This window comes from Streptomyces sp. PH9007, from assembly GCF_059813725.1.
On sequence record NZ_CM187440.1, the window covers coordinates 2,128,232 to 2,153,922 of the forward strand.

The window sequence follows — 25,691 nt, forward strand, 5'->3', positions numbered from 1 at the left end:
CCTGCTGAGGATAGATATTCAGCCACCTGTGGCGCTGAATAGTTTCAGTCAACAACCCTTCTGCCCATCGCGGCCCCGATCATGCTTATGTGGTCGTATGTCTGCTGTCCCTGCCGTTCCGCCTGCCGACCGCACAGAACGCCGGGATCTGGCCGTCGCCGCGGCCGTGACCCACGACCTCCTCGACGACCACAGCCCGCTCATCGGCCTCCTCGACCTCCAGGACATGCGGGACACCGTCTCCGCTCTCCATGCTGCCTTCGATGAGGTGACGGCGCCCGGTCAACACGTCCTCCACACCTTCGCCGTCAAAGCCGCGTCACTCGCCCCCGTACTGCGCCGGCTGGGCGCCCTGGGCATGGGTGCCGAGGTCGCCGGCCCCGGCGAGCTGGCCCTGGCCACCGCCGCCGGATTCCCCCCGGACCGCGTCGTGCTGGACTCCCCCGCCAAGACCCGCGCCGAACTGCGCGAAGCCCTCGCCCAGGGCATCGCCCTCAACGCCGACAACCGCCAGGAACTCGACCGGATCGCCGAGCTGATCGACGCGGGCCCCGGCACCGGCACCACCGGCGGCCACGGCCCGATCGGGCTGCGCGTCAACCCGCAGCTGGGCGGCGGCAGCATCGACGCCATGAGCACGGCCACCGCCACCTCCAAGTTCGGCGTCGCACTGCGGGACGAGGGAGCCCGCGCCTGGGTACTGCGCGCCTTCGCCGAACACCCCTGGCTCACCCGGCTGCACTGCCACGTCGGCTCCCAGGGCATCCCCCTGGAACGGATGGCCGCCGGGGTGCGCGCCACCCACGAACTGGCCGAGGAGATCAACGCCGCCCTCGGCCGCCGGCAGGTCGACACCCTGGACATCGGCGGCGGCCTCCCCGTCAACTTCGACGGCGAGGAGACCACCCCCACCTTCGCCGCGTACGCCGCCCTGCTGCGCCGCGAGGTGCCGGAACTCTTCGACGGGCGGTACGGCCTGGTCACCGAGTTCGGCCGGTCCCTGCTCGCCAAATCCGGGCTGATCCTCACCCGGGTGGAGTACACCAAGACCGCCGGCGGACGCCCCATCGCCGTCACCCACGCCGGCGCCCAGGTCGCCACCCGCACCGTGTTCGCCCCGGACGCCTGGCCGATCCGGGTGGCCGCGTACGACGCCAAGGGCCGCCCCAAGACCGGCGTCCCGCTGCGCCAGGACGTGGCCGGCCCGTGCTGCTTCGCGGGCGACCTGGTGGCCCGCGACCGCGCCCTGCCGCCGCTGGCCCCCGGCGACCTGACCGCCCTGCTGGACACCGGCGCGTACTACTTCTCCACCCCGTTCGCCTACAACTCGCTCCCCCGCCCCGCCGTCTACGGCTACGCGTACGAACCGGACGGGACCCTCGCCTTCACCATGCTGCGCCGCGCCCAGACCCTCGCGGAGGTGGTCGCCGAATCCGGCGGCGACCTGTGAGACGGGGAGCGCGCGGGACCGTACCGGACCGGCACCCCGGCCCGTTCACTCCAGGAACAGCGCCCGCTCCGCCGCCCGCGCGTCGAAGGACTCCAGCCGGGCCGGCGCGTCCGGCAGCGCGTCGCACATCGCCTCCAGCAGCACCCGCCCCAGCAGCATCGGCGCGCACACCGTGTCGAACGCCAGCGTGGTACTCACCGGAGCCGGCAGCAGCAGATCGTCCGGGTGCACCACCGGGGCGAACGCGCTGTCCGCCACCGTCACCACCCGCAGCCCGGCCGCCCGCGCAAGCTCCAGCGCCCGCGCCGTCTCGCGCGGGTGGCGGGGCAGCGCGAAACACAGCAGCGCGCCCGCCCCGGCCGCCACCGCCGCGTCGATCCGGTCGGCCAGCATCGAGCCGCCCTCGTCCAGCAGCCGCACCTCCGGATGCACCTTCGCCGCGAAGTACGCGAAGCCGCGCGCCTGGGCCGCCGCCGCCCGCAGCCCCAGCACCGGCAACGGCCGGGAGCCGGCCAGCAGCCGGCCCGCCTCCGCCACCGGCCCCGGATCGGCCAGCGACGCCGCCAGCTGCCGCAGATTCTCGATCTCGGACGCCACCGCCCGCTGATAGACATTCGCCCCGGGCCCCTCGGCTCCCCCGGGCTCCCCGCCCTCCTCCGCCACCGGCGCGCGCAGCGCCCGCCGCAGCGCCGGATAGCCGTCGAAGCCCAGCGCCACCGCGAACCGCGTCACCGACGGCTGGCTCACCCCCGCCAGCCGCGCCAGCTCCACGCTGGACAGATACGCCGCTTCCTGCGGCTGCCGCACCATGCAGTGCGCGATCCGCCGCTGGGCCGGGGTCAGCCGGTGCCCCTCGAACAGCGTCCGCAGCCGCGCGCCCGCCCGCGCGCTCGCCGTCTCACTCATCTGCATAAGTCTATGCAGCCGCCCGTCCCGGCGGAGCGGTCGTGGCGAAAGTGGGGTTAGCCCCAGTGCCGCACGCGCCCCCGCGCGCGTACCGTGGCGCCCATGAGCGACCCCGAGCTGGCGCATGACCTCGACGCGGCCGTACATACGCTCCCCCAGACTTCGTCCGGGGGTGCCCCCAGGGAACTCGGCTCGACCTACGAGTCCGAGCTGATCGAGTCCTTCCTGGAAAAGGTGGAGCAGCGCATCGACGCCACCGTGGACATGGGGGCACCTCCGGACGAAGTCTGGGGGAGGGTCCGCCGCCAGGTCGCCGAACAGCAGATGGTGGTGGCCAGGGGCGGGCGGCCCGAGGGAATACGGCGCTCCGGCTCCGGCTCCGTGCTGGAGGGCCCGGCCGGGGCGTTCGCCCTCGCCGTGGTCTCCCTGGTCCTGGCCGTCCCGCTGTCGGCGATCGCCGCCGCCAACCTGGGCCTGGCCGGGCTCGTGGTCTGCTGGGGCGGCATCGTGGGCATCAACGCCTGCTACACCATCGGCGGTTCCCTCCGCCGGCCCGACCACGGCGACTGACCCGGCTCCGCGAAACGGCAGGCCCGGCCGGGCCTGCCGCTGGAGGAGGAAGTGGGCGGGGACCGCCGCACCCCGGTGAGATCACCAGGGGCGGGACGACGGCGGTCCCCGCGGGGACACGGGCCGGGTCGGGGCCGCGCGTCCGGGCGACCAGGGAGGTCCGGGAGCCGCTCCGGAGGTCCTTGGTGCCGACATCCACTACAGTGCCGGACCGGTGTTAACGACGCGTTGCCCGGCCGTGACACTTCGGGATCGATTGCCCGTACCGGGATCGCCACCCGTGTCCCGGGAGCCTGCTCGCGCGTTACTTCTCGGACCGCCGGCCGGCCGCCAGGAACGCCAGCAGGTCCTGCCGGCTGACCACCCCGGTGGGCTTGCCCTCCACCAGCACGATCGCCGCGTCCGCCGACTCCAGCACCGCCATCAGATCGGCCACCGGCTCCCCGGAACCGACGTGCGGCAGCGGCGCGCTCAGATGCTTCTCCAGCGGGTCCTCCAGCGCGGCGCGCCCCGTGAACAGCGCGTCCAGCAGCTCCCGCTCCACCACCGAGCCGACGATCTCCGCCGCCATCACATCGGGGTGCCCGGCGCCCGGCTTGACCACCGGCATCTGCGAGACGCCGTACTCGCGCAGCACGTCGATCGCCTCGCCGACCGTCTCCTCGGGGTGCATGTGCACCAGCGAGGGCAGCGCCCCGCCCTCCTTGCGGCGCAGCACGTCGGAGACCCGGGTCTGCGGCTCGCCGCCCTCCAGGAAGCCGTAGTCGGCCATCCACTCGTCGTTGAAGATCTTGCTCAGGTAGCCGCGCCCGCTGTCCGGCAGCAGCACCACGACCACGTCGTCCGGGCCGAGCCCGCGCGCCGTCTCCAGCGCGGCGACGACCGCCATCCCGCAGGAGCCGCCGACCAGCAGCCCCTCCTCGCGGGCCAGGCGCCGGGTCATCTGGAAGGAGTCCTTGTCGGAGACCGCCACGATGCCGTCGGCCACCGTGCGGTCGTACGCGGTCGGCCAGAAGTCCTCGCCGACGCCCTCCACCAGGTACGGGCGCCCCGAGCCGCCCGAGTACACCGAGCCCTCGGGGTCGGCGCCGATCACCTTCACCCGGCCGTCGCTGGCGTCCTTCAGGTAGCGGCCGGTGCCGCTGATGGTGCCGCCGGTGCCGACCCCGGCCACGAAGTGGGTGATCCGGCCCGCGGTCTGCTCCCACAGCTCGGGCCCGGTGGTCTCGTAGTGCGAGCGCGGGTTGTTCGGGTTGGAGTACTGGTCGGGCTTCCAGGCGCCGGGCGTCTCGCGCACGAGGCGGTCGGAGACGTTGTAGTACGAGTCGGGATGCTCGGGGTCGACGGCGGTCGGGCAGACGACGACCTCGGCCCCGTACGCGCGCAGCACGTTGATCTTGTCGGTGGAGACCTTGTCGGGGCACACGAAGACGCAGCGATAGCCCTTGCGCTGGGCGACGATGGCCAGGCCCACCCCGGTGTTGCCGGAGGTGGGCTCGACGATCACGCCGCCGGGGCGCAGCTCGCCCGACTCCTCGGCCGCCTCGATCATCCGCAGGGCGATCCGGTCCTTGACCGAGCCACCCGGATTGAAGTACTCGACCTTGGCCAGGACCGTGGCCCGGATCCCCTCCGTCACGCTGGTGAGCTTGAGCAGCGGGGTGTTGCCGACAAGGTCGATCATCGACTCGTGATACTGCACTGTGGTCTCCGCACATCCCGGGGCGGGTTCGTCCACCCACTGAGTGCACCCTATTGCCCCGCGCGTGGACGTGGACGCGCGTTGCGCGGCCCAGCACCCTGGGCAGACACACAGAGCAGAGACACAGAGCAGAGACGGCAGCGGGGAACCGCAGGGAGCGGAAGCCGGCGGACGGCGGACGAGACGGGAGGCGCAGCGGCCCCATGTCCAGCAGAGAGCGCGTGGCGCGGCGGATCGCGACGGCGGCGGCGTACGGCGGTGGTGGCATCAGCCTGCTGGGCGGTGCGGCGGTCGGTCTGGTGTTGACGGAAGTTCAGCTGGCGCGGCGGCAACTGCTGCGCAATGGCCGGGAGGAGCCCCCGCCGCTGGCGGACGGCGTATACGGCGCCGAGTACGCGTCGGGGCCCACGGCCGGTCCCCGGGCGGCGGTGCCGTGGCGGCTGGCGATGCTGGGCGACTCGACGGCGGCCGGGATGGGGGTGCACCGGCCCACCCAGACGCCGGGCGCGCTGCTGGCCTCGGGTCTCGCGGCGGTCTCCGAGCGGCCGGTGGAGCTGCACAACGTGGCGCTGTCCGGTGCCAAGTCGGACGATCTGGAGCGGCAGGTGTCGATGCTGCTCACCGAGCCGGGGCGGGCCCCGGCCCCGGACGTGTGCGTGCTGATGATCGGCGCCAACGACATCACCGGCCGGATGTCCCCGGCCGAGTCGGTGAAGCATCTGTCCCAGGCGGTGGCGCGGCTGCGGACGGCGGGCTGCCAGGTGATCGTGGGCACCTGCCCCGATCTGGGCTCGGTGGAGCCGGTGGCGCAGCCGCTGCGCTGGATCGCGCGCCGGGTGTGCCGGCAGCTGGCGGCGGCGCAGACGATCGCGGTGGTGGAGCTGGGCGGGCGCACGGTGTCGCTGGGGGATCTGCTGGGCCCCGAGTTCGCGGCGCATCCCGGGGAGCTGTTCGGCCCGGACCGGTACCACCCCTCGGCGGTCGGGTACGCCACGGCGGCGATGGCGGTGCTGCCGACGCTGTGCGCCTCGCTCGGGGTGTGGCCGGAGGAGGAACGGGTGGAGGCGCGGCGCCGGGAGGGCTATCTGCCGGTGGAGCGGGCCGCGGCCAGGGCGGCGGCGGAGAGCGGTACGGAGGTGAGCGCGGCCGGGGAGGAGAGCGCGGCGCGGCGTACGCCGTGGGCGCTGCTGAAGCGGCGGCGGCGCCGGCAGCTGCCGCGGCCCGAGGAGTCGGAGACCTCGGAGCGGCCGGAATCCCCGGAGGGACCGGCGCCCGCGGAGCAGCCGGAGCGTCCCGGCCCGTCGGAACGGCTGTCTCCCTAGGTCCTGTCTGACACATCCCGCCTGGCCCGCGACCCTCCCCCAGCCTTCGGCCGGGAGGTGCCCCCAGGCACGGCACCTCGCTGCGTTGTCGAGACGCCCGAGTAGCCCACTACGAGGGCGCCCCTCCGCCTTGCGATGCACCGCACCAGACGCCGCGGGCCTGACCGGCGCCATGTGTCAGACAGGACCTAGGTCTTGCCGCCGCCGGGTTACCTGCCGGTAGCTTATGAGGGCGCGTTCGTCGCATCCGCACGATGCACAGCACTCCGGAGGAATTCCATGCCAGAAGCAGTGATCGTCTCCGCCGCCCGCACCCCGATCGGGCGGGCCGTCAAGGGCTCACTGAAAGATGTCCGCCCCGATGATCTGACCGCCGGAATCGTGCGTGCCGCGCTCGCCAAGGTGCCCGAGCTGGATCCCGCCGACATCGACGACCTGCTGCTGGGCTGCGGCATGCCCGGCGGCGAGCAGGGCCACAACCTGGCCCGCGTGGTCGCCGTACAGCTGGGCCACGACACTCTGCCGGGTGCCACCGTCACCCGTTACTGCTCCTCCTCGCTCCAGACCACGCGGATGGCACTGCACGCCATCAAGGCGGGCGAGGGCGATGTCTTCATCTCGGCCGGGGTGGAGACCGTCTCACGCTTCGCCAACGGCAGCAGCGACGGCCAGCCCGGCACCCGCAACCCGCTGTTCGACCCGGCCGGGGCCCGTTCGGCGGAGCGCGCCGAGCAGGGTGGCGTGGGCTGGCACGACCCGCGCGAGGACGGCGCGCTGCCCGACATCTACATCGCCATGGGCCAGACCGCCGAGAACCTCGCCCGCCACAAGGGCGTCACGCGCCAGGAGATGGACGAGTTCGGGGTCCGCTCGCAGAACCTCGCCGAGAAGGCCATCGCGGACGGTTTCTGGCAGCGCGAGATCACCCCGGTCACGCTCCCGGACGGCACGGTGGTCAGCAAGGACGACGGCCCGCGCCCCGGCGTCACGCTGGAAGGCGTGCAGGGCCTGAAGCCGGTCTTCCGCCCCGACGGTCTGGTCACGGCCGGCAACTGCTGTCCGCTGAACGACGGCGCCGCCGCCCTGGTGATCATGTCCGACACCAAGGCGCGGGAGCTGGGGCTGACCCCGCTGGCCCGCATCGTGTCCACCGGCCTGTCCGCGCTCTCCCCCGAGATCATGGGGTACGGGCCGGTCGAGGCGTCCCGGCGGGCGCTGGAGCGGGCCGGGCTGACCATCGGGGACATCGACCTGGTGGAGATCAACGAGGCGTTCGCCGCGCAGGTCATCCCCTCCTACCGGGATCTGGGCATCGACATCGACCGGCTGAACGTCAACGGCGGCGCCATCGCCGTGGGTCACCCGTTCGGGATGACCGGTGCCCGCATCACCACCACCCTCGTCAACTCGCTCCAGTGGCACGACAAGCAGTTCGGCCTGGAGACGATGTGTGTGGGCGGCGGTCAGGGCATGGCCATGGTGCTGGAGCGTCTCAGCTGAGGTGATAAAAGAGAGGTTCCGCTTCCGCGATCCCCGCGATCCGCGAGTGATCACGCCAGGGTCGCGGGGGCGATACCGAAGTGTGCCCGGGATGTGATGCACGCCGCCATCCCGGGCGAATGCGCAGGTCAGCGGGGCGGGCGGGGTGGGCGTCGGGACTGAGGTCCTGTCCATTTCGTGACGTTTCACCCTGCCCGGCGTGGCCGCGTCCCGGAAACCTGAGATAGGAAGTCAGGGACCGAGAGCACTGGGAGACAGTCCGTGAGCGCCATATCCGTCATCCTGCTGGTGACCGCAGGCACCTCCGTGGCTTTGAGCGCGGCTGCCCTGCACACCATCCGTGGCCTGCGTACCGAGGTCTCGGGTCTGCGCCGCGCGCAGCTCCCGGCCGCCCGCAGGCCCGTACCGGCCGAGGAGATCCGCGCCGCCGTCGCCGAGGCACTGGCCGACGAGCGGGAGCGGGAGCTGGCGGAGGCCCGCGCCTTCTGGGCCGAGCAGGACGCACGGGAGAGCGAGGGGCCGGGCGCGCTGCTCGCGGGGCGCGGCCTGGAGTACGAGGTGGCCGAGGCGGACGAGGATCTGCTGGACGCTCTGCTGGAGCGGTACCTGCTCAGCGACTCGGGGCAGGAGGCCGGTGACGGTACGGTGTTCGTCCCCCGGCAGCAGGACCTGTGCAGCGCGGCCGAGCAGCAGCACCAGCAGTCGGCCGCCGAGCGTGACCGTGACCGTGACCGCGACCGCGAGGCCGCCGGGGAGGACGGCGAGTCCGCCGAGCTGGCCGCCGCCCGCCGCCGGCACCCCTCGCACCCCGGCTACACCCTGTCCGGGGACCCCGTGGAGGCCACCGGCCCACGCCCCGGGATCGAGGAGCAGCAGCGCCGCACCACCGACCAGCTGAGCCAGCTGGCCGAGGCCCGCACTCCGCTGGCGGACGTCCGCCCCGGGCCGCTGGGCACCCTGGACGTGTACCTCTTCGAGGACGGCACCACCCTGTGCCTGTCCCCCAGCCAGCAGGAGACCGCCGAGCGGCTGGCCGCGGCGGTACGGGACGGCGAGGCCCCCGTCCTGATGGGCGGCTCGGGCATCTCCGGCGCGTACGCCCTGACGTTCGCCTGCGGGCAGGACAGCGTCTACCTGCTGGCCGACCGCATCGTCTCCACCTGAGCCTCCCCGAGCCCACCTGACCGGTCCGCGCCGGGCTGCGGCGCCCCCGGTACCGGTGTTCAGTGGGGGCATGCTGACCGACCCTGCCGTACGCGCCCTCGTGGCGGCGGTGAACGCGGGCGACCGCGAAGCCTTCCACGGCCTCCTGACCCCGGACGCCACCATGTCCGACGACGGCTCGGACCGCGATCTCCAGCAGTGGACCGACCGGGAGATCTTCGACGCCGGCGGGCACATGGACATCGAGTCGGAGTCCGGGGACGGCCGCTCACTGATCGTCCGGTTCCGCAACGACACCTGGGGCGAGATGCGGACCGCCTGGCGGTTCGAGGTGGCGGAGAACGGACGGATCTCCCGCTTCGAGACGGGCCAGGCCTGAGCCCCCGGCCCGGCAGCGGGTCTGTGTGACGCGGGCCATATCCGCCCCGGTCACACTCCCGCCCCCCGCCGTGTCACCCAGGTGCACGCACCCGCCGGCAACGGAACGGACCACAGGAGCTCACCATGGACGCCCGTCTCAACCTCTTCGGCAACCAGGTCACCGCCAAGACCCTGCGGCACATCAACTCGGCCGGCAAGGTCATCACCGACTCGCCCCTCCCGCCCGCGACCCAGGAGCTGGTGAAGCTCCGCGCCAGCCAGATCAACGGCTGCGGCTTCTGCACCGACATGCACACCAAGGAGGCCGCGGCGGCCGGGGAGAGCACCGTACGGCTCCACCTGGTCGCCGCCTGGCGGGAGGCCACGGTCTTCACGGAGGCCGAGCGCGCCGCCCTGGAGCTGACGGAACAGGGCACCCGGATCGCGGACGCGGCCGGCGGGGTCACGGACGAGGCGTGGGCGGCCGCCGCCCGGCACTACGACGAGGACCAGCTCGCCGCCCTGGTGTCGCTCATCGCCGTCATAAACGCCTACAACCGGCTCAACGTCCTCGTACGCCAGCCGGCCGGCGACTACACCCCCGGACAGTTCGGCTGACCGACACGGCCGGGCCGGTTCGGCCGCCGATACAGTCGGGCCCGTGAACAACACGGACACCGACACCCCGACCGACACCGGATCCGGCGCCTACCGCCAGGAGCTGACCGCCCTGGAGGAGGCCGTGGAGCAGGACGCCGGACGGCTGCGGGGGCTGGCCGAGAGCCGGCTGCGGCAGGGGGCCGCGGCCGAGGGCCTCGCGCGCGCACGGGAGCTGTCCCGCCGCGCCCAGCTGATCGAACGCCCCGGGACCGAGCCGCGCGTCATGCCCGACCACGGGGTGTTCGCGGTCGGCGATCAGCTGGCCGTCGCCGGGCACGACCTGGTGCGGGCCCTGCGCGAGCACCCCGACCCGGGCGCGGTGGCCGCCGCCCGGGAGGTGCTGCGCCGGGAGACCGCGCGCCCCTGAGAGAAACGACGGAGGGCCCCACGGGAGACGTCCCGTGGGGCCCTCAAGCCGTACGACCGATGCCGTCCGGCTGTGGCTCAGTCACCCTGGAGGATGGCGATCAGCCGCAGGAACTCCAGGTAGATCCAGACCAGGGTCATGGTCAGACCGAAGGCGGCCAGCCAGGACTCCTTCTCGGGGGCACCGTAGGCGATGCCGTCCTCGACCATCTTGAAGTCCAGCGCCAGGAAGCAGGCGCCGAGCACGATGCCGACGACACCGAACAGGATGCCCAGGCCGCCGGAGCGCAGGCCCAGACCGTCACCGCCGCCGATGAGGGCGACGATCAGGTTCACGGCCATCAGCAGGGTGAAGCCGATGGCACCCGCCATCACGAACTTGGTGAAGCGGGCGTTCACCTTGATGATGCGCTGCTTGTACATGAACAGCACACCGGCGAAGACCGCCATCGTGCCGAGCACGGCCTGCATCGCGGCGCCGGGCGCCCACTGGTTGATGTAGTTGCTGATGACACCGAGGAACAGACCCTCGGCCACCGCGTACGAAAGGATCAGCGCGGGCGAGGCCTCACGCTTGAAGGACTGCCACAGGCCGAGACCCATGCCGACGAGGGCGAAGAGGATGCCCACACCGATGGGAAGGTCCATGATCCAGGCGAAGGCCGCCGCGACGACGACCGAGCCCAGGGTCAGGGCGGTACGCGAGACGACCGAGTCGATCGTCATCACACCCGGACGGGTGCCGGGCGCGCCCGGCGCCATCACACTGCCGTCGGGGCCTACCTGGGGCTGCGCATAGGGATTCCCTGGCTGCGCGTAGGGGTTGCTCGGGCTGCCCGCGTACGGAGTCCCGGTCTGCGGCTGCGGTCCGGCGTTGAAGCCGGCGTAACCGCCGTCCCGACTGAACCCCCGACGCGTGAAGACCGGGTTGCTGCTCCTCATCTCACTCCTCCATGGCCGCACGGCACGGCCTTGCGTATCAGAGTAATGCGTTCGCAAAGACCGCACGCTAGTGCACCCGTGATAACGCTGAAAAGAGGTGAGAAGGTTCCCTCCCTCGCAGGTCGTTACCGACGTGTCAAGGCGGCCACCTCGGGAATGGCGGCGAAAGCGGACCGCATCCGCTCATACAGCGCGTCCCGGCCGGGGCCCGTGTCGCCACTCCGGTGGGCGGCGGACCACTCTCTGAGCGCGTGCCGCCACGCGGAGAGCATCAGTTCGAAGAGAAGCCGCTGCGGCAACGCCGGCCGCTGTCCCTCTTCCGTGGTCCGCTCGAGCACCTGATCGGTCACCTGGGAGCAGTGCTCCAGGCTCTGCGCGACCAGGGCCGGGGTCCGGTCGCACAGCGCCCGGCTGACCACGAAGCGCTGCTCCCAGCCCTCGGCCATCCCCGCGACCGCGGCGAAGAGCATCTCCTGGAACTCGCCGAGGCCGGGAACCCCGCCGCCCGCCCACCGGTCGACCTCGCGGAGATACGCCGCCCACAACTCCCGCTCCGGGGCGAGAGCCACGTCCTCCTTCGAGCTGAAGTTGCGGAAGAAGGTGCGCTGGGACACGTCCACCGCGTCCACCAGCTCGTCGAGCGTCGCCTCGGCGAACCCCTTCTCGCTGAACAACCGCAGCGCCTCGTCCACCAGGGCACGCCGGGTCCTGAGCTTTTTGCGTTCGCGGAGGGTCAGTCCGGTGTCGGTCACGCCGAGAGTCTACGCACGGGGAGCCCCTTTTATGCCGCTGAACGGCACTTGCTGCCTGCTGGCACAAGACGGGTGGGTGCGCGGTGGTAGCGCCCGGGGGACACTCCGGGTCAAACGACACACCCGACGGTGACCACGAGGACGACCAACACGATCGCCAGCACGGCCACGCAGGCGCCTACAGCCCGGCGGAGCCCCCTCAGCCGGCCATCATCACCCGGTGGCTCCGGCAGCCGGTACGCGGGCATGGCCCCGGCCGCCCGGCCGGTGGCACAACGGGTGGCACGCCCCGGCCGGGAGAAGGGCGGCGCGTACGGGACTACGGCCGGCCGAACCCGGGGACGACAGTCCCAGCACACCAGTACAGGGGTGTACGGTCCGCCCCGTGACGGCGGTCCGGTCCAGGTCACTGGCCGGTCCCGGCGGCGGCAGCCGGCGCAGGTGCCGCGCTCCCACCAGCCGTCCAGGGTTCCGGCCCGGCCCACACCCAGGTTGAGGCTGCGGCGCGGGGCGGTCATGTGCCCCCCGCTTCCGGACGGTGGCGGTCGTGCGGCACCAGGGCGCGGTAGGCGTTCGGCACCTCGGGGAGCCGCGCCTCGCCCGCCACCGTGTGACAAGAGCAGCCGCAGTCGCTGTACAGCGTGTACGTGCGGGTGATCGGCGTGGCGCCCAGTCCCGGACAGGTCCAGTGCCACCAGGCCGGGCCCGTACCGGCCGTGGCAGCCCGGCAGACGCCGGTGACGGTGCGCTCGTTCACGACCCGGTCCGCCCTGTCCGCCCCAGCCGGTCGGCCGCCAGCGAGGCGGTGGCCCGCAGCACGGCGGTCATGGTGTCCGCGCACCCCTGACAGGTGATCACGGTGACCGTGCCGCCACCCGGAGCCGGTCCGGTGATGGTCGCCGAGGGAGCGGCGGGCCGATGGCAGCGGTCACAGCGTTCCGGCAGACCGGCGAGCAGCGCGCGCAGGGCGCCGGGGTCGGTGAGACCGTCGCCGCGCGGCGCCGCACGCCAGGTCAGCCACCAGCCGGTGCGCCACTCACCCGGCGGCACCGGCAGGTGATAGCCGCGCCCCAGCACCCGCACGCCGCCCCGCCCCCACCCGGCGCGAGCCGTCCCCACAGGGAGCAGCCACGTGAGCACGTCCTCAGCCTGGTCCTCCAGCACGCCCCCGCCGGGCACCTCCCCCGCGAGGTCCCGCTGCCGCGACCGGGGCACCTGGACCGCGTCCCACCACCGCCCGCACGGCACGAGCCGGATGCCCTTCCCGACCGGTGGAATCCAACGCAGACAAGCACCCATGTCCAGCTCCAGTGAGGTGACGATCGCTGACCGTCAGCACTGTGCCGAAAGGGAGAGACCCTGGCTTTCCACACTTTGTGAAAGTCAGAGGCCCATGAACCACCTTGTGATGTGTTAGACGCCCACCCACCGCGCGAAGCCGGACAGCGCACGATGCGGCGTCCGGTGCCGACGCAGGAGCGCCAGCACGGTCTCCCGGGTGCTGGGGTGGTACCGGGTCTGTACCGGGGCCACCGCCTTGGCCGCAGTCAGCGACCGGAGAGAGGCCTCGCCCCGGCCCAACTGCTCATACGCCCGCGCCATGTCCATGTGATGGTGCCCGATTCTGCTGACCGCCCATCCCTTCGGCACATGAATCCGCTCACCCCGCTCCACGGCAGCTCCCAGGTCGCCCAGATCGACCTGTATGGCGGCAGAGTGGATCTCAACGTTCCAAGAGTCGAAGACCAGGCCGTAGGGGTCGGGCTGCCCAGAGATTCGGCCGGCGATCTTCCGGGCCTCCTCGACGTGGGCAACCGCCTCCGTACCCGAACTGGCGGTATGCCTCCGGGCTTCCAGAATCGCCTTCTTCAGATGGACGCTCCCCTGTACTGACAAGGCACGCGCGTCCCCCCTGCGGGCAGGCTCCGCCAAGGCGGATTCGGCCCGGGCCATTTCCCGCAGCCCAAGGCGGTAGCTGCCGTGCGCCAGCAGGACGATCGCGCGCTTCTCGGCTACCACCGACGGCAGCAACGGATCGGCGGCGTGCTGAGCTGCCTGATCCGCTCGTTCCAGCGCCAGGAGCGCGAGATCGTGAAAGCCGAACTTGTAGGCGAAGGTGTGGGCGAAGCGGTACACAACACCGAGCAACTCATACAAGCGCTCCCGCTGATGGCCCGGCGCGCTCTCGTGGATCAGCGTGAGGAGTTCATCCACCACAGGCGGCAGTCCGACCCCTACCGATAGGTAGTCACCGCGGAGTCGCTCCGCTTCCAGCGCGTCTATGGCGTCTGCCAGGTCCACCGGGCTGCGCGGGCGCAGTCCCTCCTCGGGTGGCAGCATGGGGTTGACCACGGCGGCCCGTACCGGTTGGACCAGTTCCTCAAGCTGATCCTGGCGCAACGAATCGAAGAAGGGCTGCCCGGTGAGGTCCGTGACCGGGACTCGCAGCGCCCGTGCGCAGGCCGCTGTCAGGGTCGGGGTGGCCGCGCGGTGGCCGGATTCGACCTTGGTGATGGCGCTGTACGAGATGTGGGCCCGCTGGGCGAGTCCCTGTTGCGTCAGCCCGCGCTGGAGGCGGATCGCCTGGATCCGCCGGCCGATCGCCGCGTCGTACCGGTGGTCACTGCTCTCGGACATGGTGAACTCTCCCATCCGAACGGGACATTCAGACGGTACCCCCGGCGCGGCCGGGGGGAACGGCGATGTGTCCTTCCACGGCGGCCTGCGGCGCCCGGGGCGGGAATTGTTCACCGTCCGGGAGTCAGCTCGGACCGATGTCCGAATCTACGGCGCCAAGGCGCCGGAACGCGGCTGTCCCCGCAGGTCAGAGGCTGGGGTGGTGGTGTGCCCGGAGCCGGACTTGAACCGGCACGACCCGAAGGTCAGCGAGTTTTAAGCTCACCGTGTCTGCATTCCACCATCCGGGCACAGAATCCCCAAGCCGTACCAAGCGCGTGTGCGCAACAGGGCGTGTCCGAGCTTATCGGGGTCACGAGCTGCTAACACCGGTGCCTGGCACCGTTGTTGTCTGATTTTATGAGCCCCTGATGGGTCATCAGCTCTGGACCGGCCCCTCACCGGCCCCTCCGCGCCCCCTCCACCCCCAAGGAATGACGCAAATCAACCCTCGGGAGCACCAGGGGTGACGTCATCCCCAGGGATGACGGACGGGCTCGGCCCGTACCCCTCAAGAAGGCCCCACAACCACCAGCGGGACGGATCCCAGGGGGGCGCGCGGCCGGAAGGATAGGGCGTGGGATTTCGTGGGCACGCCGTCCGCGCCCGTTCGACATCCATCGCCGCACCGGATCACCGGCTCATCGGCACGGGGGTTCACCGAACCGCCGACCCGCCGGCCCACCGCACCGTTCGACAGGAGACCACCGTGTCCACCATCGCCACCGAGACCCCGACCACGCCGACCGGCTCCGCGGCGGCCCGGGCCACGGACCTCACCAAGATCTACGGAGAGGGCGAGACCAAGGTGGTCGCCCTCGATCACGTGTCGGTGGAGTTCCGGGCGGCCGAGTTCACCGCGATCATGGGCCCCTCCGGCTCGGGCAAGTCGACCCTGATGCACTGCATGGCCGGGCTCGACTCCATCTCCGCCGGGTCCGCCCGCATCGGGGACACCGAGCTGACCGGGCTCAAGGACAAGAAGCTCACCCAGCTGCGCCGGGACCGGATCGGCTTCATCTTCCAGGCGTTCAACCTCCTGCCGACCCTGAACGCCCTGGAGAACATCCGCCTCCCCATGGACATCGCGGGCCGCAAGCCCGACCAGGAGTGGCTGGACCGCGTCATCGAGACGGTCGGCCTGTCCGGGCGGCTCAAGCACCGCCCCGCGCAGCTCTCCGGCGGTCAGCAGCAGCGCGTCGCCGTGGCCCGCGCCCTGGCCAGCAAGCCGGACATCATCTTCGGTGACGAGCCCACCGGAAACCTCGACTCGCGGGCCGGCGCCGAGGTCCTGGGCTTCCTGCGCAACTCCGTGCGCGAGCTGGGCCAGACCGTGGTGATCGTGACCCACGACCCGGTCGCCGCCGCGTACGCGGACCGGGTGGTCTTCCTCGCCGACGGCCGCATCGTGCACGACATGGCCGACCCGACCGCCGAGCGGGTGCTGGAGCACATGAAGCAGTACGACGCCCGGGGCCGTACCAGCTGATCCGCCCCGCGCGCACCGCACCTCCGCGCGCACCGCTTCCGCACCGCCCGTTTCCTCCTTCGCAGACTTCACCCACCATCTCCCGGGACCGCTCCATGCTCCGTACCGCCCTGCGCAATGTGCTCGCGCACAAAGCCAGGCTGCTGATGACCACCCTCGCCGTCCTGCTCGGCGTGGCGTTCGTGTCCGGCACCCTGGTGTTCACCTCGACCATCTCCACCGCGTTCCAGAAGAGCGCGGAGGAGGGCCTGACCCACGTCGACGTGGCCGTCCGGCCCGACAACGACGCGGACGCCTCCGGCCCGGGCGCCGCCGCCTACCTCGGCCAGGACCTGCTGACCGAGGTCGCCGCGCTCCCCGGCACCGGCAACGCCATAGGCGTGGCCTCCGGGTTCGCCGCTCTCGCCGACAAGGACGGCAAGCTCGTCGGCGGCGGCTTCGACTCCCGGGGCGCCAACTACTACCCGGGCGGCGAGGGCGAGGACACGCGGTACCCGATGTCCGCCGGCCGCGCCCCCGAGGCGCCCGGTGAGATCGCCCTCGACGCCAGGACCGCCGAGCGCACCGGCTACGAGGTCGGCGACACCGTCCGTCTCTCGGTGAACGGCCCGGTCCGGGAGGAGACCGTCACCGGCATCTTCACCACCGACGACGGCAACGTGGCGGCCGGCGGCACCCTGGTGCTGTTCGACAACGACACCGCGCAGAACCTCTACACCGCCCCCGGCGCCTACAGCCAGATCACGGTCGAGGCCGCCGAAGGCACCTCGCAACAGCAGCTCAAGGACGAGGTCACCGCGCTGCTGCCGGCCGACGCCGAGGCCATCACCGGCCAGCAGCTGGCGGACGACGAGGCCGAGATGATCGACATGGCGATGAGCGGCATGCAGACCGCACTGCTGATCTTCGCGGGCATCGCGCTGTTCGTCGGCGTCTTCATCATCGCCAACACCTTCACCATGCTGGTCGCCCAGCGCACCAAGGAACTCGCCCTGCTGCGCGCGGTCGGCGCCAGCCGCCGCCAGGTCACCCGCTCCGTTCTCATCGAGGCGCTCGTCGTCGGCGTGGTCGCCGCGGTCTCCGGGCTGCTGGCCGGCGTCGGCATCGCCGCGGGGCTGCGCGGGCTGATGAACGCCTTCGAGCTGACCGTCCCGGACGGCCCGCTGGTCATCACCGTCTCCACCGTGATCGCCTCGCTCGTGGTCGGCGTCGGCGTCACCATGCTGGCCGCGTACCTCCCGGCCCGCCGCGCCGCCAAGATCCCGCCGGTCGCCGCGATGAGCAGCGTGCACGCCACCGCCACCACGCGCGGTCTGCTGGTACGGAACACCATCGGTTCGATCCTGGCCGCCGGCGGTGGCGCCCTGGTGCTGGCCGGCATCAACCAGGACGACAACGGCCTCACCATGGGCCTGGGCGCGGCCGTGCTGGTGATCGGCGTGTTCGTGCTGACCCCGCTGCTGTCCCGCCCGGTCATCGCCGCCGCCTCCCCGCTGCTGCGGCTGGGCGGGGTCTCCGGCAAGCTGGCGCGGCTGAACGCGGTGCGCAACCCGCGCCGTACCGCCGCCACCGCCTCCGCCCTGATGATCGGCCTGACGCTGATCACCGGGATGACGGTCATCGCCGGCAGCACCCAGAAGGCCATCGACAAGCTGGCCTCCGAGGCGATCACCGCCGACTACGTCGTCTCCACCGCCAACTTCACCCCGCTGTCCCCGGAGATCGCCGACACGCTCGCCGAGCGCTCCGACATCACCGCCGTCTCCCCGCTGCGCATGGCGCCCGTCTACCTGGACGGCGGCAGCAAGGACGAGTACCTGACCGGCGTCAACGGCGACTCCATCGCCGAGCTGGTCAACCTGCCCTTCGCGTCCGGCTCCTTCGACGGGCTGAGCGGCGACAACGCGGTGGTCGACACCGACACGGCGGAGAAGCACGGCTGGCAGGAGGGTGACAGCTTCGGCGTCACCTACGAGGACGGCACCGCCGGCGAGCTGACCATCACGGGCGTGTACGAGGCCAACGAGATGATCCGCGGCATCATGCTCGACAACGCCACCATCACCCCGCACATGCAGCGCGTGCAGGACTTCCAGGTGATGCTCAGCACCACCGCCGGCGTCTCGGACGGCACGAAGTCCGCCCTGGAGGAGGCGCTCGGCAGCAACCCGGCCATCCTCGTCCAGGACAAGCAGGACATCTCCGAGGACATCGCCTTCATGTTCACGCTGATGCTGAACATCCTGTACGGGCTGCTCGCCATGGCCGTCATCGTCGCCATCCTCGGCGTCATCAACACCCTGGCCATGTCCGTCTTCGAACGCCAGCAGGAGATCGGCATGCTGCGCGCCATCGGCCTGGACCGGCGCGGCACCAAGCGGATGGTGCGCCTGGAGTCGGTGGTCATCGCCCTGTTCGGCGGGGTACTCGGAGTCGGCCTGGGTGTCTTCTTCGGCTGGGCCGCCGGCGAGATGATCGCCACCAGCATGGACACCTACGAACTGGTGCTGCCCTGGGGACGGATGGGCGTCTTCCTCGCCCTGGCCGCGCTGGTCGGCGTCCTGGCCGCCCTGTGGCCGGCCAGGCGCGCCGCCAAGCTCAACATGCTGCAGGCGATCAAGACGGAGTGATCCAGTCGCGGGTGCGCAGCGGCAGACCGGACGCCCCCTCGGGGGTCATCCGCACCGCGAGGATCTGGTTCACACCGATGCGCGCCCGCTCGAATGCCAGCGCCGAGGCGGCCATGTACAGGCGCCACACCCGGGCCCGGCCCGGGGTGGTCAGCCGGGTCGCCTCGGCCCAGCGGCTCTCCAGATTGCGCACCCACTCGCGCAGCGTGAGGGCGTAGTGCTCGCGCAGCGCCTCCACGTCGCGGACCTCGAAACCGGCCTCCTCCAGCAGGGACACGGTGCGCCCGACCGGCGCCAGCTCCCCGTCGGGGAAGACGTAGGCGTCGATGAAGGCATCCACGTGGTACGCCTTCTCGCCCCGCTCCCCACCGGGAGCGGGGCGTCGTGCGATCTGATGGTTCAGCAGCCGGCCACCGGGGCGCAGCAGATCGTGCAGCCGGGCCGCGTACTCGCGGTAGCGGTCGGAGCCGACGTGCTCGGCCATGCCGACCGAGGAGATCGCGTCGTACGGGCCGTCCCCCGTCTCGCGGTAGTCCTGGACCCGGATCTCGACCCGCTCCTCCAGGCCCTCCTCGGCGATCCGGTGGCGGGCGTGGGCCGCCTGCTCCCCGGAGAGCGTGATGCCCGTGGCGCGCACCCCGTAGTGCCGGGCGGCGTGCAGCACCAGCGCCCCCCAGCCGCAGCCGACGTCCAGCAGGCGCTGGCCCTCGCGCAGCTCGAGCTTGCGGCAGATCAGATCCAGCTTGGCGCTCTGGGCCTCCTCCAGCGTGGGCGTCTTGTCGTCCCACACGGCACACGAATAGACCATGGACGGGCCCAGGACCAGGCGGTAGAAGTCGTTGCCCACGTCGTAGTGGTGCGAGATGGCGCGCCGGTCGCGGCGCAGCGAGTGCAGCGGGCCGCCGCGCCGGTGCCGCACCTCCTCGCGGGGCGGGGCCGGCGGCAGCCCGGGACCGGCCAGCGCGGCGAACTCGCGCACCGCGGCGAGACGGCGCCGCCCGCCGGGCGCGGCGAGCCCGGCGTCCGCCCGCTCCCAGATGAGGGGGGCGAGGGTGTCGAGCACCGCGTAGAGGTCGCCCTCCACATCGATGTCCCCGGCCACCCAGGCGCGGGCCAGGCCGATCTCGCCCGGCTTGTACAGCAGCCGGCGCAGCGCACGCCGGTGCCGGACGACGATGACGGGCCCGCCCGCGTCCGGCGGCCCCGCCTCGCTGCCGTCCCAGGCCCGGATCCGTACCGGCACAGTGGCGCCGAGCATCTGCTCGGCGAGAGCGACTAGTCGAGGGGCAACGGCCATGCGGACACACCTCCGTCACGGGGATCGGGACAATCCCGCCCACCATGGCAGGAACCCCCCGCCCCGCCCCGCGATTCCGCCGCTTGTGGGGGCGGCGCGACGCGACGAACCCGGGTACCGTGGGCGACGGACGACGGCCCCATCGTCTCGTTCGCCCGTCGCTGACCACGGGATGCCCGTCCGTGACGTCCCGCCTGGCACCGGGGGCGTCTGTACGGCGGAGGACCCCTCGGTGGGAGGAACGGTATGACCACCGGCGATCCGTCGATCATCCCGGACATTTCACACGCCACGGTGCTGAGAATTTTCGAGATACGCGACCTCGACAATGCAGTGGCGGCGGTGCAGGTCGTCTTCTCCGATCGCACGGCGCTGGTCTGCACCGTGTGGACCGACTGGTCGCTCGCCCTGAAGGAGGAAGCACGCACCGATCTGCCCTCATACTTCTGGCCACACGGGGACTACTCGCGTGAACGCATTGATGTCTGCCTCTCGACGGAAGGGTCGCCCGTCGTCCTCCAGCGTCCCGTGTTCAACGAGGTGGGCACTCTCGTGGGAATCGACATCACCGGGGAAGAGTTCACTGTCTCCGTGGAGTCCAGCGGAGGGGAACTCAAGGCCCGGGTCTCCGAGTGATCCAGCAAGCGGCGTTGCGGTGTGCGGCGACGACGCCTGGCCCGCCGTGCGCGGGGACGGTGGGAGGCGACCGAGGTGCGGGAAACCGTGCCACCCCGCAACGAGTGGCCTCTACCGGATCCGGCTCGCGAAGTGGCCTGCTGGTGCGTCGTACGGGAGGGCCTGGCTGCCATGACCACGGAAGCAGGAGTTCACAGCACCGATGAAGACCAATGACGCGATGCGGCGGCTGGTCGGTGATGTCGGTATCCGGGGGCTGGGGATCGACGATGTGCCCGACGTGCTGCGCCCGGTGCTTGAGCGCGGGTGGACCACCACTCGCGACGGGGCGTACCTGCTCCGCGGATTCCTCGACGGATACGTGGGGGACCTGGACGCGTTCCGGGATGTCGTCGCCCTCGAGACGGCGGTGAACGGAAGAGCGGTGACGGACTTCGATCTCCCCCTGGAGGACCGTCACCGGCGGCGGCCTCTGCTGCGCAGGGCGTTCGCCTTCGCGCTCTCGGGTCTCGCCGCGGCGGAGGACCAGGGATTGCGGGGGATGCGCGCCCATGTGTCGCTGTCCCGGGCCGCGGTCGAGGGGCGGCCGCTCACCGCCCACGTCACCTTCTGCGGGGTCCATCCGGGCCTGCCGCCCTATCTTGGCGGACCCGGAGTCGGTGGAGAGCGCCGTGGCGGAGCTGAGCGTGGCCGACCTCCCGCGGCAGCGGGCTGAGGTGAGGCGATCACCCGAGACAGTGTCGCTCCTGGCCTCCGACGGTGCCGGGCGGGGCGAGGAACTGCGGCTCGCGCTCTCGGACCACGGGCCGCCGTTCCGCGTCGAGGTGACGCGGGAGTCGGGGGCCCGCACGACGTACGAGGGGGGCACGTACGGCATCTGTCTCGCCAAGCTTCAGCTGGACATGGAGGACGAAGGGCTCCAGCTCTGCTGTCAGGGAGCCCGCCCCGACACCATGTCCTCCAGCCTGCTGCACGCCTCCGGGGGCCGGCACCTGTACCTCGTCGATCCGGAGGCCAAGAAGGTCACCGACGAGCTGGTGGACATCTTCGACCCCGCTCCGTACGAGGCGGTGACGACCTACGCCGAGCAGCGCAAGGCGTTCTTCGCCTTCACGGGGATGACGGACAGCGGCTGGCAGATGCCCCGCTGAGAGGGGGCGGCACCGGCCGTCGTGCGGGAGGAGTGGGATCCGCGCTGTGGACTGGTATCAGGAGCGGGCCCGGCGGGCCGGGGGCGCCTGGGAGGGGGCCGTGGCGGGGCTGCCCCTGGGGTCCCGGGTGGCCGGGGAAGTGTTCTGGCACGAGGGCCACAACCACCAGGTGCTGCTGCGGCTCGACGCGTGGACATGACGAGGGGCCCCACCCTTCGGTGGGGCCCCTCGTCACAGGTGTCGCAGCCTCAGCTCGCGGTCGCCTTGGGCTTCTCGGCCTTCTTGGCCTCGGCAGCCGCCGTGACCGGGGCCGCCGCCTCGTAGAACTCCTCGCGGGGGTTCTCCATGGCGCCCAGGGAGACGACCTCGCGCTTGAGGAACATCCCCAGGGTCCAGTCGGCGAAGACCCGGATCTTGCGGTTCCAGGTCGGGACCGCCATGCCGTGGTAGCCGCGGTGCAGGTACCAGCCGATGCGGCCCTTGAAGCGCAGCGTCATCTTGCCGAACTTCAGCGCCGCCACGCCCTTGTGCAGGCCCAGGCCGGCCACCGCGCCCTTGGAGGCGTGCTTGTACTCGCCCTGCGGGAAGCCGCGCATCCCGGAGATCACGTTGTCGCCGAGGACCTTGGCCTGGCGCAGCGCGTGCTGGGCGTTCGGCGGGCACCAGGCGTTCTCCACGCCCTGGGCGCGCAGCACCAGGTCCGGGACCTGGGCGTTGTCGCCGGCGGCCCACACGTAGTCGGTGCCGCGGACCTGGAGGTTGCCGTCGACGTCCACGTGGCCGCGCGGGCCGAGCGCGATGCCGTAGCGGGCCAGCGCCGGGTTGGGCTTGACGCCGGCCGTCCACACGATGGTGTTGGAGTCGGCGATCACGCCGTTGGACAGCTCCACGTGGCCGTCCACGCAGGAGTTGACGGAGGTCTTGAGGTGGACCTCGATGTCGCGCTTCTTCAGGTGCTCCAGGCCCCACTCGCCGAGCTTGGGCCCGACCTCGGGGAGGATCTTGTCGGCCACGTCGACCAGCACGAAGCGCATGTCCTCGCGCTTGATGGACGGGTAGTACTTCGTGGCGTCGCGGGCCATGTCCTCGACCTCGCCGATGGTCTCCGCGCCGGCGAAGCCGCCGCCCACGAAGACGAAGGTCAGCGCCTTGCGGCGGACCTCCTCATCGGTGGTGGAGTCGGCCTTGTCGAGCTGCTCCAGCACGTGGTTGCGCAGGCCGATGGCCTCCTCGACGCCCTTCATGCCGATGCCCTGCTCGGCGAGCCCGGGGATCGGGAAGGTGCGGGAGACGGCGCCCAGCGCCACCACCAGGTAGTCGAAGGGCAGCTCGTACGGGGCGCCGACGATCGGGGCCACGGAGGCGACCTTGCGGTCCTGGTCGATGGAGGTGACCCGGCCGGTGAGGACCTCGGCCTTGGGCAGAACGCGACGGAGCGGCACCACGACGTGCCGCGGGGAGATACTGCCTGCGGCAGCCTCCGGGAGGAAGGGCTGGTACGTCATGTACGAGCGCGGGTCGACGACGGTGACAGTCGCCTCGCCGTATCGCATCTTCTTCAGAATGCGGCGCGCGGCGTACAGACCGACGTACCCGCCACCCACGACGAGGATTCGGGGACGCTCCGTGGTGCTCATGCCATCGAGTATCCACCCACCCCCGAGGGGGACCTCGTGAGGCCCTTCACAAGGATTCCGGACCCCTCTGGTATAGTGCGCGCCCCTTTCCACCCCTAACCGCCGCGACCTGCGGGGTTGTCCCGCGCGGGGGTGTGGCACGGGTGTCCTGAGGTGCGCCGCGGGGTCCTGTGGATCACGATTCGGCCGTTGTCACCCGTTCCCCGCGGCACGCCCATGTGAAAAACTTCACGAAGTTCTCTGCCCTACGGTGAAAACCTCCCCGATCACCGGAAGGACCGTTCACCGTGCCCGAGTTCTCCGTCCGCCCCCCGGCCCAGCCGCACCGGTTCGCCGCCCCGATCGACCGCCTGCTGGTGGGCGCGGGCTGTCTCCTGGTGATCGGGGCGCCGCTCCTGGCCCTGGCCTCCTGCACCGTGTGGCGCTAGGGCCTGCCAGGCCGCCGCTCCACGGTGCTCCACAGCAGGCCGTCGAGGATGTCGCTCTCGGAGACCACCACCTCCGCCGTCCCGCTGCGCGCCATGATCCGCGACAGGATCAGCGCGCCCGCGCCGATCACGTCGGTGCGGCCGGGGTGCATCACCGGGATCGCCGCGCGTTCGGCGTGGGTGGACGCCAGCAGGCGGTCGGAGATCGCCCCGACCGTGGCGGCCGGGATGCGGGAGTGGTGGATCGCCGCGGGGTCGTAGGCGGGCAGCTCCAGGGCGATCGCCGCCACCGTGGTCACCGAGCCCGCCAGGCCCACCAGCGTGTCCGCCCCGGTCAGCGGGACGGTTTCCTGGGCCTCGTCCAGGGCGGCGTCGATGTCGGCGGTCAGGGCGGCGATCTGAGCGGCCGTCGGCGGGTCGCTCAGCGCGTGCCGCTCGGTCAGCCGCACGCAGCCGATGTTCACGCTGCGGGCCGCTGTTACCTCGCGGTTCCCCAGTACGAATTCGGTGGAGCCGCCGCCGATGTCCACCACGAGGGCGGTGCCGGCGCCGGTCAGCTCGCGGGTGGCACCGGTGTACGACAGGGCGGCCTCCTCCATGCCCGTGATGACCTCCGGCTCGATGCCCAGGATGTCCCGGACACCGTCCACGAAGTCCGCGCGGTTCTGCGCGTCCCGGGTCGCCGAGGTCGCCGCGAAGCGGATCCGCCCGGCCTCGACGCCGTGCCCCTCGATCGCCGCCGCGTACCGCCGGCACGCCTCCAGGGTGCGTTCCAGCGCCTCGGGGGCCAGCCGCCCGGTACGGTCCACGCCCTGGCCCAGCCGGACGATCTCCATCCGGCGGTCCAGGTCCTTCAGCTCCCCGGTGGCCGGATCGGCGTCGGCGATCAGCAGCCGGATGGAGTTGGTGCCGCAGTCGATCGCCGCCGCCTTCACGCGCCCGCCCCCTCGGCCGTCGCCGTCGCGCACTGCGTGCCGTCCGCGCTCACGCAGGGGCCCTTCTTCCACCACTCCGGGAGCATGGCGAGTGCCTCGTCGCCCAGCGGGTTGACCCCGGGGCCCGCCGCCAGGGAGTGCGCCACCAGCACGTGCAGGCACTTCACCCGGTCCGGCATCCCGCCGGCGCTCGGGAAGCCCTCCAGCACCTCGATGGCGTCCCGGCGCGCGAGGTAGTCCTCGTGCGCCGCCCGGTAGGCGTCCGCCAGCTCCGGGTCGGTCGCCAGCCGCGCCGTCATCTCCTTCATCACCCCGTTCGCCTCCAGGGTGCCGATGGCGGAGGCGGCGCGCGGGCACGTCAGGTAGTACGTGGTGGGGAACGGGCTGCCGTCCTCGAGCCGCGGCGCGGTCTCCACCACGTCGGGGTTGCCGCACGGGCAGCGGTGCGCGACTCCGCGCAGTCCGCGCGGGAGCCGTTCCAGCTGGGCCGCCACCGCCGCGGTGTCGCGGTCGGTCGCGGTGTCGCTCTCGGTGTTGTTCGTCATCGCTCTCATCGTGTCAGGGGACGGGGGCCGCTCGGTCGGCCTTGTCGACGCCGTCCCACAGATTGTCGTACCAAGGGCGGTTGGCGGGCGCGCTCCGGTTGCGGAGCCGCTCCTGATCGCCGTCCTCCTGGGCGCCGGGCGGGGCGGGGAGGATGTAGCCGGTCTCCCCCGGGCGTACGTAGTGCAGATGACGGCGCGCCTGCTGCTCCACGAACGCCGGGTCCTGCCAGCGGGCCTTCTCGTCCCGCAGCTCCTCCACGCGTTCCTCGGCGTCCTGTGCCTTGCGCCGCTCGTCGCCGATCTCCGAGCGCTGCGAGACGTACTCGCGCAGCGGGTAGGCGAGCGCCACGATCAGGGCGCAGATGACCAGCGCCAGCAGCGCCGCCCGGCCGGTGAGCCGGCTGCGGCGCACAGGGCGGCGCAGCCGCCGGTTCTGTGCCCGGTAGACCCGGGCCGCGGCCTGTTCGCCCAGCGCCCTGATCCGGGTCGCGGTGGAGAACCGGTCCCGGTCCGCCGCCACATCAGCCTCCCCGTCACGCCGTCCCGCACCAACAGCTGTCCCCGCCACCGTAC

27 protein-coding genes and 1 tRNA gene are annotated in these 25,691 nt (G+C 71.9%); 15 read left to right on the plus strand and 13 right to left on the minus strand.

Annotated elements, in window-relative coordinates; translation table 11 throughout:
* The first annotated feature begins 97 nt into the window (after nt 1–97).
* Nucleotides 98–1,450 (plus strand): type III PLP-dependent enzyme domain-containing protein, encoded by a 1,353-nt coding sequence (locus tag ACTFAP_RS09525; protein WP_500468799.1) that lies wholly within the window; start codon nt 98–100, stop codon nt 1,448–1,450.
* A 45-nt stretch (nt 1,451–1,495) separates the two neighbouring features.
* On the opposite strand, the gene ACTFAP_RS09530 is transcribed toward ACTFAP_RS09525, so the two are convergent.
* Nucleotides 1,496–2,356, minus strand: coding sequence for a MurR/RpiR family transcriptional regulator (locus tag ACTFAP_RS09530; protein WP_500468800.1), 861 nt, complete (start codon nt 2,354–2,356; stop codon nt 1,496–1,498).
* Nucleotides 2,357–2,458: 102 nt separating this feature from the next.
* On the opposite strand from ACTFAP_RS09530, the gene ACTFAP_RS09535 reads away from it, so the two are divergent.
* Entirely contained in the window at nt 2,459–2,926 is a 468-nt protein-coding gene (locus ACTFAP_RS09535; RefSeq protein ID WP_495684231.1) for a hypothetical protein, read from the plus strand.
* 304 nt (nt 2,927–3,230) lie between these two features.
* On the opposite strand, the gene ACTFAP_RS09540 is transcribed toward ACTFAP_RS09535, so the two are convergent.
* Nucleotides 3,231–4,628: a cystathionine beta-synthase gene (locus tag ACTFAP_RS09540; RefSeq protein ID WP_495684232.1), complete on the minus strand. Its 1,398-nt coding sequence runs from the start codon at nt 4,626–4,628 to the stop codon at nt 3,231–3,233.
* Nucleotides 4,629–4,849: 221 nt separating this feature from the next.
* Here ACTFAP_RS09540 and ACTFAP_RS09545 point away from each other — a divergent pair, with 221 nt between their 5' ends.
* From ACTFAP_RS09545 to ACTFAP_RS09570, 6 genes are all read left to right on the plus strand, one after another.
* Entirely contained in the window at nt 4,850–5,950 is a 1,101-nt protein-coding gene (locus tag ACTFAP_RS09545) for a GDSL-type esterase/lipase family protein (protein ID WP_495684923.1), read from the plus strand.
* 279 nt (nt 5,951–6,229) lie between these two features.
* Complete coding sequence (locus ACTFAP_RS09550; RefSeq protein ID WP_500468801.1) at nt 6,230–7,450, plus strand: acetyl-CoA C-acetyltransferase; 1,221 nt, start codon at nt 6,230–6,232, stop codon at nt 7,448–7,450.
* 261 nt (nt 7,451–7,711) lie between these two features.
* Nucleotides 7,712–8,614 carry a hypothetical protein gene (locus tag ACTFAP_RS09555; protein WP_495684234.1) on the plus strand — a complete coding sequence of 301 codons (903 nt, stop codon included), beginning with the start codon at nt 7,712–7,714 and terminating at the stop codon, nt 8,612–8,614.
* Between the two features lie 70 nt (nt 8,615–8,684).
* Nucleotides 8,685–8,993: a nuclear transport factor 2 family protein gene (locus ACTFAP_RS09560; protein ID WP_436980586.1), complete on the plus strand. Its 309-nt coding sequence runs from the start codon at nt 8,685–8,687 to the stop codon at nt 8,991–8,993.
* 125 nt (nt 8,994–9,118) lie between these two features.
* Nucleotides 9,119–9,592 (plus strand): carboxymuconolactone decarboxylase family protein, encoded by a 474-nt coding sequence (locus ACTFAP_RS09565; protein ID WP_400012311.1) that lies wholly within the window; start codon nt 9,119–9,121, stop codon nt 9,590–9,592.
* Between the two features lie 43 nt (nt 9,593–9,635).
* Nucleotides 9,636–10,001 (plus strand): hypothetical protein, encoded by a 366-nt coding sequence (locus tag ACTFAP_RS09570; protein WP_500468802.1) that lies wholly within the window; start codon nt 9,636–9,638, stop codon nt 9,999–10,001.
* A 77-nt stretch (nt 10,002–10,078) separates the two neighbouring features.
* Here the strand turns inward: ACTFAP_RS09570 and ACTFAP_RS09575 are convergent, their stop codons facing one another.
* From ACTFAP_RS09575 to ACTFAP_RS09600, 6 genes are all read right to left on the minus strand, one after another.
* Nucleotides 10,079–10,942 (minus strand): Bax inhibitor-1/YccA family protein, encoded by an 864-nt coding sequence (locus ACTFAP_RS09575; protein WP_390121928.1) that lies wholly within the window; start codon nt 10,940–10,942, stop codon nt 10,079–10,081.
* A 125-nt stretch (nt 10,943–11,067) separates the two neighbouring features.
* Entirely contained in the window at nt 11,068–11,694 is a 627-nt protein-coding gene (locus ACTFAP_RS09580) for a TetR/AcrR family transcriptional regulator (protein ID WP_500468803.1), read from the minus strand.
* A 514-nt stretch (nt 11,695–12,208) separates the two neighbouring features.
* The gene (locus ACTFAP_RS09585) at nt 12,209–12,451 is read right to left on the minus strand and encodes a hypothetical protein (RefSeq protein ID WP_500468804.1); all 243 of its coding nucleotides are present in this window, start codon (nt 12,449–12,451) and stop codon (nt 12,209–12,211) included.
* Complete coding sequence (locus ACTFAP_RS09590; protein WP_500468805.1) at nt 12,448–12,942, minus strand: hypothetical protein; 495 nt, start codon at nt 12,940–12,942, stop codon at nt 12,448–12,450. The genes ACTFAP_RS09585 and ACTFAP_RS09590 overlap by 4 nt, the downstream gene beginning before the upstream one ends.
* Before the next feature lie 165 nt (nt 12,943–13,107).
* Complete coding sequence (locus ACTFAP_RS09595) at nt 13,108–14,331, minus strand: helix-turn-helix domain-containing protein (RefSeq protein WP_500468806.1); 1,224 nt, start codon at nt 14,329–14,331, stop codon at nt 13,108–13,110.
* A gap of 208 nt (nt 14,332–14,539) precedes the next feature.
* A tRNA-Leu gene (locus ACTFAP_RS09600) sits at nt 14,540–14,621 on the minus strand.
* Between the two features lie 458 nt (nt 14,622–15,079).
* On the opposite strand from ACTFAP_RS09600, the gene ACTFAP_RS09605 reads away from it, so the two are divergent.
* Both ACTFAP_RS09605 and ACTFAP_RS09610 read left to right on the plus strand, forming a co-directional pair.
* On the plus strand, nt 15,080–15,859 hold the full coding sequence (locus tag ACTFAP_RS09605) for an ABC transporter ATP-binding protein (protein ID WP_200366735.1): 780 nt from the start codon (nt 15,080–15,082) through the stop codon (nt 15,857–15,859).
* A gap of 95 nt (nt 15,860–15,954) precedes the next feature.
* Nucleotides 15,955–18,489, plus strand: a complete 2,535-nt coding sequence (locus tag ACTFAP_RS09610; protein ID WP_500468807.1) for an ABC transporter permease — start codon at nt 15,955–15,957, stop codon at nt 18,487–18,489.
* On the opposite strand, the gene ACTFAP_RS09615 is transcribed toward ACTFAP_RS09610, so the two are convergent.
* A complete protein-coding gene (locus tag ACTFAP_RS09615) occupies nt 18,476–19,747 on the minus strand; it encodes a class I SAM-dependent methyltransferase (protein WP_500468808.1) in 1,272 nt (423 codons plus the stop codon). The two genes, ACTFAP_RS09610 and ACTFAP_RS09615, sit on opposite strands and share 14 nt — an antisense overlap.
* 285 nt (nt 19,748–20,032) lie before the next feature.
* Here ACTFAP_RS09615 and ACTFAP_RS09620 point away from each other — a divergent pair, with 285 nt between their 5' ends.
* The 4 genes from ACTFAP_RS09620 (at nt 20,033) to ACTFAP_RS09635 (ending at nt 21,772) form a co-directional block, all read left to right on the plus strand.
* Complete coding sequence (locus ACTFAP_RS09620; protein ID WP_500468809.1) at nt 20,033–20,422, plus strand: hypothetical protein; 390 nt, start codon at nt 20,033–20,035, stop codon at nt 20,420–20,422.
* A gap of 202 nt (nt 20,423–20,624) precedes the next feature.
* A complete protein-coding gene (locus ACTFAP_RS09625) occupies nt 20,625–21,137 on the plus strand; it encodes a hypothetical protein (protein ID WP_495684244.1) in 513 nt (170 codons plus the stop codon).
* Nucleotides 21,094–21,573, plus strand: coding sequence for a hypothetical protein (locus tag ACTFAP_RS09630; RefSeq protein ID WP_500468810.1), 480 nt, complete (start codon nt 21,094–21,096; stop codon nt 21,571–21,573). Before ACTFAP_RS09625 ends, ACTFAP_RS09630 begins: the two co-directional genes overlap by 44 nt.
* Before the next feature lie 46 nt (nt 21,574–21,619).
* On the plus strand, nt 21,620–21,772 hold the full coding sequence (locus tag ACTFAP_RS09635) for a hypothetical protein (protein WP_495684246.1): 153 nt from the start codon (nt 21,620–21,622) through the stop codon (nt 21,770–21,772).
* A 49-nt stretch (nt 21,773–21,821) separates the two neighbouring features.
* On the opposite strand, the gene ACTFAP_RS09640 is transcribed toward ACTFAP_RS09635, so the two are convergent.
* Nucleotides 21,822–23,210, minus strand: a complete 1,389-nt coding sequence (locus ACTFAP_RS09640) for an NAD(P)/FAD-dependent oxidoreductase (protein ID WP_390121939.1) — start codon at nt 23,208–23,210, stop codon at nt 21,822–21,824.
* Nucleotides 23,211–23,497: 287 nt separating this feature from the next.
* Between ACTFAP_RS09640 and ACTFAP_RS09645 the strand changes: the two genes are divergently transcribed.
* Nucleotides 23,498–23,638, plus strand: a complete 141-nt coding sequence (locus ACTFAP_RS09645) for a hypothetical protein (protein ID WP_158708063.1) — start codon at nt 23,498–23,500, stop codon at nt 23,636–23,638.
* Here ACTFAP_RS09645 and ACTFAP_RS09650 read toward each other — a convergent pair.
* Genes ACTFAP_RS09650 through ACTFAP_RS09660 form a run of 3 tightly spaced genes read right to left on the minus strand, consistent with a single transcriptional unit; the run spans nt 23,635 to nt 25,638 of the window.
* Nucleotides 23,635–24,573, minus strand: coding sequence for a Ppx/GppA phosphatase family protein (locus ACTFAP_RS09650; RefSeq protein ID WP_500468811.1), 939 nt, complete (start codon nt 24,571–24,573; stop codon nt 23,635–23,637). The genes ACTFAP_RS09645 and ACTFAP_RS09650 overlap by 4 nt on opposite strands.
* Nucleotides 24,570–25,118 carry a DUF501 domain-containing protein gene (locus ACTFAP_RS09655; RefSeq protein WP_495684249.1) on the minus strand — a complete coding sequence of 183 codons (549 nt, stop codon included), beginning with the start codon at nt 25,116–25,118 and terminating at the stop codon, nt 24,570–24,572. The genes ACTFAP_RS09650 and ACTFAP_RS09655 overlap by 4 nt, the downstream gene beginning before the upstream one ends.
* 13 nt (nt 25,119–25,131) lie before the next feature.
* The gene (locus ACTFAP_RS09660; protein WP_390121941.1) at nt 25,132–25,638 is read right to left on the minus strand and encodes an FtsB family cell division protein; all 507 of its coding nucleotides are present in this window, start codon (nt 25,636–25,638) and stop codon (nt 25,132–25,134) included.
* Nucleotides 25,639–25,691 lie beyond the last annotated feature (53 nt).

What these genes read in the sequence shown, in the direction of transcription:
- ACTFAP_RS09525 (WP_500468799.1), top strand. Translation starts at nt 98, where the DNA reads ATGTCTGCTGTCCCTGCCGTTCCGCCTGCCGACCGCACAGAACGCCGG.
- ACTFAP_RS09530 (WP_500468800.1), bottom strand. Translation starts at nt 2,356, where the DNA reads ATGAGTGAGACGGCGAGCGCGCGGGCGGGCGCGCGGCTGCGGACGCTG.
- ACTFAP_RS09535 (WP_495684231.1), top strand. Translation starts at nt 2,459, where the DNA reads ATGAGCGACCCCGAGCTGGCGCATGACCTCGACGCGGCCGTACATACG.
- ACTFAP_RS09550 (WP_500468801.1), top strand. Translation starts at nt 6,230, where the DNA reads ATGCCAGAAGCAGTGATCGTCTCCGCCGCCCGCACCCCGATCGGGCGG.
- ACTFAP_RS09560 (WP_436980586.1), top strand. Translation starts at nt 8,685, where the DNA reads ATGCTGACCGACCCTGCCGTACGCGCCCTCGTGGCGGCGGTGAACGCG.
- ACTFAP_RS09565 (WP_400012311.1), top strand. Translation starts at nt 9,119, where the DNA reads ATGGACGCCCGTCTCAACCTCTTCGGCAACCAGGTCACCGCCAAGACC.
- ACTFAP_RS09575 (WP_390121928.1), bottom strand. Translation starts at nt 10,942, where the DNA reads ATGAGGAGCAGCAACCCGGTCTTCACGCGTCGGGGGTTCAGTCGGGAC.
- ACTFAP_RS09595 (WP_500468806.1), bottom strand. Translation starts at nt 14,331, where the DNA reads ATGTCCGAGAGCAGTGACCACCGGTACGACGCGGCGATCGGCCGGCGG.
- ACTFAP_RS09610 (WP_500468807.1), top strand. Translation starts at nt 15,955, where the DNA reads ATGCTCCGTACCGCCCTGCGCAATGTGCTCGCGCACAAAGCCAGGCTG.
- ACTFAP_RS09615 (WP_500468808.1), bottom strand. Translation starts at nt 19,747, where the DNA reads ATGCTCGGCGCCACTGTGCCGGTACGGATCCGGGCCTGGGACGGCAGC.
- ACTFAP_RS09620 (WP_500468809.1), top strand. Translation starts at nt 20,033, where the DNA reads ATGACCACCGGCGATCCGTCGATCATCCCGGACATTTCACACGCCACG.
- ACTFAP_RS09625 (WP_495684244.1), top strand. Translation starts at nt 20,625, where the DNA reads ATGAAGACCAATGACGCGATGCGGCGGCTGGTCGGTGATGTCGGTATC.
- ACTFAP_RS09640 (WP_390121939.1), bottom strand. Translation starts at nt 23,210, where the DNA reads ATGAGCACCACGGAGCGTCCCCGAATCCTCGTCGTGGGTGGCGGGTAC.
- ACTFAP_RS09655 (WP_495684249.1), bottom strand. Translation starts at nt 25,118, where the DNA reads ATGACGAACAACACCGAGAGCGACACCGCGACCGACCGCGACACCGCG.